This window comes from Arthrobacter sp. JCM 19049, assembly GCF_001310435.1.
In genome coordinates, this window is record NZ_BAXF01000340.1 from 1 (window position 1) to 2383 (window position 2383).

Annotated in this window: 1 pseudogene; it reads left to right on the forward strand. The window is 63.2% G+C overall.

What is annotated here, in order from left to right:
• Positions 1 to 2383 (forward strand): annotated as a pseudogene (gene aceE, locus JCM19049_RS11865) (pyruvate dehydrogenase (acetyl-transferring), homodimeric type); the annotation flags it as partial.

Sequence of the window (2383 nt, forward strand, 5' to 3'; positions counted from 1 at the left end):
ATCCGTAGTGGTCTGACGTATCAGTTATCCGACCGGGATCCGGAAGAGACCCAGGAATGGTTGGATTCCTTTGACCAGCTGGTCGAGTCGCAGGGCACCGAGCGGGCCCAGTTCATTATCCGGTCGTTGTTGCAGCGGGCCGGGGCGAAGTCGGTGGGCGTGCCGATGGTCACGACCACTGATTATGTGAACACGATCCCGGTGGATCAGGAGCCGGTGTTCCCCGGGGACGAGGCGATCGAGCGCCGGTACCGGGCGTACATGCGCTGGAACGCGGCGATCATGGTGCATCGTGGCCAGCACCCGGATATCGGGGTGGGTGGCATATTTCCACCTATGCCGGGGCGGCGACGTTGTACGAGGTCGGGTTCAACCACTTCTTCCGTGGCCAGGACCATCCCGGGGGTGGGGACCAGATTTTCTTCCAGGGCCACGCCTCGCCGGGCATGTACGCGCGCGCGTTTTTGGAAGGTCGCCTTTCGGAGCAGGACATGGACGGTTTCCGGCAGGAGAAGTCGAAGCAGGGCCATGCCCTGCCCTCCTACCCGCACCCGCGCTCGATGCCGGAGTTTTGGCAGTTCCCGACCGTGTCGATGGGGTTGGGTCCGGCCAACGCGATTTACCAGGCCCAGTTGAACCGGTACCTGCACAACCGGGGCATCAAGGACACCAGTGATCAGCACGTGTGGGCGTTCTTGGGTGATGGTGAGATGGATGAGCCTGAATCGCGGGGATTCTTGCAGCTGGCGGCCAATGAGCGGTTGGATAACCTCACGTTCGTGATCAACTGCAACCTGCAGCGCCTGGACGGGCCGGTGCGGGGTAACGGGAAGATCATGCAGGAGCTGGAGGCGTTCTTCCGCGGGGCGGGCTGGAACGTGATCAAGGTGGTGTGGGGCCGTGAGTGGGATGCCCTGCTGGATGCCGATGACACCGGTGCGCTGGTGGAAGTGATGAACCAGACCCGGATGGGGATTACCAGACGTACAAGGCCGAGTCCGGCGCGTTCGTGCGTGAGCATTTCTTCGGTCAGCGCCCGGAAACCAAGGAACTGGTCAATCACCTGTCCGATGATGAGATCTGGAATTTGAAGCGTGGCGGGCATGACTACCACAAGGTGTATGCCGCGTATAAGGCCGCGACCGAGTTCAAGGGCAAGCCCACGGTGGTGCTGGCCAAGACGGTCAAGGGGTATGGTTTGGGCCCGCATTTCGAGGCCCGTAACGCGACCCACCAGATGAAGAAGCTGACCTTGGAGGACCTGAAGGGGTTCCGTGATCATTTGCGGATCCCGATCACCGATGAGCAGCTGGAAGCCGACCCGTACCTGCCCCCGTACTACCGTCCCCTCCCAGGACTCCGAGGAGCACCAGTACCTGATGGACCGGCGGGCCGAGCTGGGCGGGTTTTTGCCCGAACGCCGCCCGCACGCCGAGACCCGGATCAGCCTGCCTGGGCAGAAGTCCTATGAGATCGCCAAGCGCGGGTCGGGCAAGCAGATGGCCGCGACCACGATGGCGTTCGTGCGTTTGCTCAAGGACTTGATGCGGGATAAGGACTTCGGGCACCGGATCGTGCCGATCGTGCCGGATGAGTCGCGCACGTTCGGGATGGACTCGTTCTTCCCCACCAAGAAGATCTATAACCCGGCCGGCAGAACTACCTGTCGGTGGACCGTGACCTGGTGCTGGCGTACAAGGAATCGGCCTCGGGGCAGTTGATCCATCCCGGGATCAACGAGGCCGGGGCGGTGGCCTCGTTCACCGCGGCCGGGACCTCGTATGCCACCCATGGTAAGCGTTGATCCCGATCTACGTGTTCTACTCGATGTTCGGGTTCCAGCGCACCGGGGACGCGTTCTGGGCGGCAGCGGATCAGATGACCCGCGGCTTCGTGATCGGCGCGACCGCTGGACGCACCACGCTGACCGGTGAGGGGCTGCAGCACGCTGATGGGCATTCCCCGCTGCTGGCGTTGACCAACCCGGCGGTGGTGGCCTACGACCCGGCCTACGGGTACGAGATCGGGCACATCATGCGTTCGGGCCTGGAGCGCATGTATGGCGGGGAACACCCGGATCCGAACGTGATGTACTACCTGACGGTGTACAACGAGCCGATCATCCAGCCGGCCGAGCCGGAAAACGTGGATGTTGAGGGGATCATCAAGGGCATTTACCTGCTCAAGGAAGCCTCGATTGACGGGCCGCGCGCCAGCTGCTGGCCTCGGGGGTCGCGGTGCCGTGGGCGTTGGAAGCCAGGACATCCTGGCCACCGAATGGGCAGTGTCTGCCGATGTGTGGTCGGTGACCTCGTGGAACGAGTTGGCCCGGGAAGGTCAGCACTGCGACCAGGTCATCATGGACGACCCGGGTGCTACGCGT